Annotated in this window: 3 protein-coding genes; all 3 read left to right on the top strand. The window is 37.1% G+C overall.

Annotated features, from left to right (window positions below):
• Nucleotides 1–168: 168 nt before the first annotated feature.
• The 3 genes from QZN33_RS02415 (at nucleotide 169) to QZN33_RS02405 (ending at nucleotide 4,694) form a co-directional block, all read left to right on the top strand.
• A complete protein-coding gene (locus QZN33_RS02415; protein WP_296789220.1) occupies nucleotides 169–2,616 on the top strand; it encodes an Ig-like domain repeat protein in 2,448 nt (815 codons plus the stop codon).
• 60 nt (nucleotides 2,617–2,676) lie between these two features.
• Nucleotides 2,677–3,666, top strand: a complete 990-nt coding sequence (locus QZN33_RS02410) for an Ig-like domain-containing protein (RefSeq protein WP_296789217.1) — start codon at nucleotides 2,677–2,679, stop codon at nucleotides 3,664–3,666.
• A 317-nt stretch (nucleotides 3,667–3,983) separates the two neighbouring features.
• Nucleotides 3,984–4,694: a TIGR00297 family protein gene (locus QZN33_RS02405; RefSeq protein ID WP_296789215.1), complete on the top strand. Its 711-nt coding sequence runs from the start codon at nucleotides 3,984–3,986 to the stop codon at nucleotides 4,692–4,694.
• Nucleotides 4,695–4,749 lie beyond the last annotated feature (55 nt).

Raw genomic sequence — 4,749 nt, 5'->3', positions numbered from 1 at the left:
TTTTCCTAATTTTTTTACTTTTTTTTAACGAATATTAAGTTATCTAAATTTCAAAATTGATATTCAATTGTCGTAACTGTAAAAAATGCATACGGTAATGTAACATTATACATTGACGGCAAAGAAATCGCAACCAAAGATTTAGCTGATGACCATACTGCAACATATGTGGCAACAGGCCTTACAAAAGGTGTCCACGAAGTCAAAGCAGTTTATAATGGTGGTTCTTCAACTAAACCTGTTGTAGGTGCTTCCGAACTCTTAAGAGTTGAAGTCGGCGATGAATATGCTCCAGGATATAAAGAAGGAGACCTTGTTGTAAAATACATGAGCTTCCAAGACCTGCAAAAATTAATCGACGATGCTGTTGCAGCAGGCAATACTACAATAGTACTTGACCATGACTTCGAATTCGACATCGGAAACGACACTGTTCCTGTCGTTGTTCCAAGCGGAGTTACAATTGACGGTCAAGGACACTTTGTAAGCGGTGCTGACGCTTCAACCATATTCAACATTACCGGAGACAATGTTGTACTTAAAAACATTACTCTGACTAATGCTAAAGGTGAAGAAGGCGGAGCAGTCATCTGGTCTGGTGACAACGGTACATTAGAAAATGCAGTTCTTGCAAACAACACTGCTGATAAAGGCGGTGCAATCCTCTGGACTGGAGATAATGCAAACATTGTAAACTCAACATTTGAAAACAACAACGCTAGTGAAGGTGCAGGTGTAGTAATTGAAGGTGACAACGCAAACATCGAAGGTTCAACATTTGCTAACAACACTGCTGATATCGGTGCAGGTGTTGTAATCAAAGGCAATAACGCAACCATTGAAGACTCAGTATTTGCAAACAACACTGCTGATACCGGTGCGGGTGTCGTAACTTCAGGTAATGATACTACAATTGCTGGTTCAACATTTGCTAACAACACTGCTATGACTGGTGCAGGTGTTGTATCCGACGGTGAAGGAACCACAATCAGTGATTCCGAATTCACTGGAAACAACGCTAATACTGGTGCAGGTGCTGTACTTAACGGTGACGATGCTACTGTTGAAAACTCAGAATTTAAAGATAACCTGGCTTCCGAAGGTGCAGGTGCTGTATTAAACGGTAACAATGCAACCGTTGAAAACTCAACATTCAAAGACAATCATGCGGAAACCGGTGCAGGTGTTGTATCAAATGGTAATGGTACTACTATTGCTGATACTACTTTCGAAAACAACACTGCTGAGACTGGTGCAGGTGCTGTACTTAACGGTAATGGAGCTACTGTTGAAAATGCTACATTCACAGGCAACAACGCTACTACTGGTGCAGGTATTGTAGCAAACGGTGAAAACACAACTGTATCCGACACAACATTTACCAATAACACTGCTGAATCCGGTAGTGTAATGGTTGTTGGTGAAAATGCTACTGTCGATACAAACAATGTTACAGCTGAAAACAACACAAATATGGATGGTAAATCTGATATTATGGAATTCACTGACATGAGTATTTCTGTTGACGGACTCAATGTAACTGTTGATTTAACTGCCAAATCCGGCAATGTCACAGGTAACATTACTGTCACAGTTGATGGTAAAGACTACACTGCTGAAGTAGTTGACGGTAAAGCTACAATTACTGTTGATCCGTTAACCTACGGATTGCATATTTTAAACGTAAAATACTTCGGTGACGATACTCACGCTGTTGCTTACGGTATTGATATGATGAGCATTACTCCTGTAAAAACTGTTATTTCCATTATCTCAGTCGATGAGAACTTCCTAATTACCGGTGTTCTTAAAGACGAAAATGGCAATGTACTTGCTAATATGGAAATTACATACACAGCTAACGGCGAAAACATTACTGTTGTAACTGACAGTGAAGGTAAATTCACAGCTCAGGGTGCAGACAACAACAAGTACACATTTGCTTTCAACGGCTTATATGAACTTGCTGAATCCGAAAAATCAATTACCTTCAACAATGTTGCAGCTAATGAAACTGCAACACAAATCACAGGCAGTGACTTCACACAATACTCTATGGACTACTATGCTGGTGAAAGAGGTGGAAACTTCACCGTACAACTTAAAGATGTCAACGGCAATCCACTTGCCAACAAGACTATCAAAATAGGTTATAATGGTGTTACATTGGTTAGAACTACTGATGAAAACGGAAATGCTATTGTACAAATCAACCTTGCAAACGCAGGCAGATACACATTTGCTGTTGTGTTCTTAGGTGATGAAGACTACAAGGCAAGCATGTCCGTATATTCAGTATACATCAACAAAAAACCGATTACAATTTCCGCTAGTGCTAAGAAATTCAAGGCATCTGTCAAAACCAAAAAATACACAGTTTCCCTGAAAACAATTAGAGGTTCATCTGTAGACGGCAAAACCTACCTCAAAGCTGGTAAGAAAGTAACTCTTACCGTTAACGGCAAGACTTACACAGCTAAGATTAATGCCAAAGGTAAGGCTACCTTCAAGATTACCAAATTAACCAAGAAAGGTAAGTACACTGCTACAATCAAATTTGCAGGTGACAACTCATACAAGCCAGCAAGCAAGAAGGTGAAAATAACTATTAGATAAGGGGAATTTAAGAGATTCAATCTCTTATCCCTTTTTAATTATTAAAAGGAGATTAAAATTATGTTTAATAATAAAAAATTGATGTTTTTATCATTGCTGTTTGTGTTTGTCCTTTCAGTAGGTATGGTCAGTGCCGGTGACAACGCCACTTTTGAAGGTGATGTTCTTCAGGATGCAGATTCTTCAAGTCCTGTAGTAACCTCATTTGAAGATGTCGTTGTAGGTGAAAACTATACAGTTTCTGCATATCTCAAAACAATTGAAAGCGATCCTGTTGCAAACAAAAGCATTGACTATAGCTATGATGATGTAAACGGCACTGTTTCTACTGATGGCGAAGGTCACTTCAATGTTCAGGGTGCAAGAGGAAGCGTTCTTGTGCTTAACTTTGCAGGAGATGATTCCTATCAGGCATCAACATTTTCAATCAGCTTTAAATCTGCAAAGCTCGCTACTCAAATCGTGGGTAAGGACTACACACAGTATGCTATAGACTATTATGCAGGTGAGAGAGGAAAAGAATTCACTGTTAGTCTTGTAGACGAAAACGGCAATCCTGTTGCAAACAAAACTATCAATATCGGTTACAACGGTATTACTTTAAACAGAACAACTGACGCTAACGGTAAAGCTAGCGTTCAGATTAACCTTGCAAATGCAGGTTCATACACATTTGCAGTAGTTTTCCTTGGCGATAAGGATTATAATGCATCAATGGCCGTATACACCCTTAAAGTCAACAAGAAATCTCTCAGCTTTTCAGCCAGTGCAAAATCTTTCAAGTCAACTGTAAAAACCAAAAAGTACACAGTTACCCTTAAATCCATTAAAGGTTCATCCTCCAATGGTAAGGCTTACTTGAAAGCGGGCAAAAAAGTTACCTTGAAAGTTAACGGTAAAACTTACACTGCTAAAATCAATTCTAAAGGTAAAGCAACATTCAAGATTACCAAATTAACTAAAAAAGGTAAATTCACTGCAACTCTCAAATATGCAGGGGATAACACATACAAAGCTGCAAGCAAAAAAGTTAAAATAACAATTAAATAAGTGAGATTTTTCTCACTACTTCTTATTTTTTTTAAAAAATTATGAGTTGATGTAGGTATCCCTATTTCTTTTCAATATTTTATAATCACATATTTATTTTAATTGAATTAATACTTAATTAAATTATAACATGCTATTTTTATTTTAAAATAATTAATCGCAATTCCTATTATATCAATAGAATTTTTTCTCTGATTTTTCAGATGAAAAATTTCAGAGATTTGTGACGTATTCAATTTTAAAAAATCACTTCCCATGTAAATCTTTTTATATAATTTTAAACAAATATTATCTAAAAAGTGAGTAGTAGTGAATTTATGGTTGAACAGTTAATGATTAATTGGGCGTATGTGATTCTATTATTTGTTTTAGGATTTATCACATACAGGAGAAAGTCTCTGGATTTGTTTGGCTCAGCAGTTATGATTGTAATGGGAATTATAATTATCTTCTCGGCGGGGGTTCATTGGCTTTTATTAATTGTTCTCTTTTTAATAATGTCACTTCTGGCCACAAAATTTTCCAAAAAGTATAAGATGTCACTGGGTGAATTTGAAGGAAGAAGGACTTCCAAAAATGTTATATCCAATGGTGTTGTCGCATGCTTTATGGCAGCATTCGGAGGATATTACCTCACATTCGTCGGAGGTTTTATAGGAGCTATTGCAACTGCAACTGCAGACACACTGGCTTCTGAAATCGGTGTTTTAGACCAGCAGCCTCGTCTTATTACTACTTTTCAAAAAGTCGATCCCGGCACAAACGGTGCAATCTCTCCTTTGGGAACAGCAATATCAATAATCGGAGCAGCTGTTATAGGTTTAGCCGCATTTATATTAGGCGTTCTTCCTGATTTCCTGCCTTCAATTATAGTTGCTGTTGTATCTGGAACTGTGGGATGCTTTGCAGACAGTATTTTAGGTGCACTTTTCGAAAATCATGGGTGGATGACAAATGAGCATGTAAATCTCTCAGCCACTATCGTGGGAGCTATTGTCGGAATTTTACTGATGACATTTGTATTCTAAAAACTCTTTTTTTAAATAATTATTTTAACTATTAAAAACAAAAATCATATTATTA

Origin of the sequence: uncultured Methanobrevibacter sp., from assembly GCF_900314615.1 — an archaeon.
Taxonomy (GTDB): domain Archaea; phylum Methanobacteriota; class Methanobacteria; order Methanobacteriales; family Methanobacteriaceae; genus Methanocatella.
Note: the sequence above shows the minus strand (reverse complement) of the source record. Positions and strands in the feature narration are given on the sequence as shown.